Consider the following 518-nt stretch of genomic DNA (forward strand, 5'->3'; position numbering starts at 1 on the left):
ACAAGATTGCATCAAATCCTAAAGTGTACAGTGCTTATACAGACTCGGTGCTCTATGAAATGCTTGTTGAGGAATGTGAGGCACAGTTAAATTTCTCAACGGCAACATTTCAAATTCATGCATTAAGGGAGATGGCTTATGAGCAAGGTGTTATTTAACAGAAAACCTATAACTATTGACATTGATTTTGCAACAGCAGTAGGCCTTAATGAGGCAATTGTACTACAGCAAATTCATTATTGGATAGTAAAGAACAAAGAAGAAGGCAGGAACTTAAAAGAGGGTAGATTCTGGACATATAACTCCATTGAAGAATGGCATAAAAAGATTCCTTTTTTAAAGAAAGATGCAGTAAGAAAATCTTTAGAAAAGTTAAGGAAACTGGAGATTTTATTAGTCGGTAATTACAACAAATCAAGAGTAGACAGGACATTATGGTACACCATTAACTATGAAAAGTTAGATGAATTTATGCAAGTGGTAGAAGCCCAATCCATAAAAGAACTTATTTCAAAAGA

The 518-nt window shown here is 34.0% G+C and carries 1 pseudogene; it reads left to right on the plus strand.

Annotation, left to right across the window (positions count from 1 at the left end):
* Positions 1–138: 138 nt before the first annotated feature.
* Positions 139–518 (plus strand): annotated as a pseudogene (locus tag H8718_RS20450) (DUF6017 domain-containing protein); the annotation flags it as partial.

The organism is Zhenhengia yiwuensis, assembly GCF_014384995.1.
Taxonomy (GTDB): domain Bacteria; phylum Bacillota; class Clostridia; order Lachnospirales; family Cellulosilyticaceae; genus Zhenhengia; species Zhenhengia yiwuensis.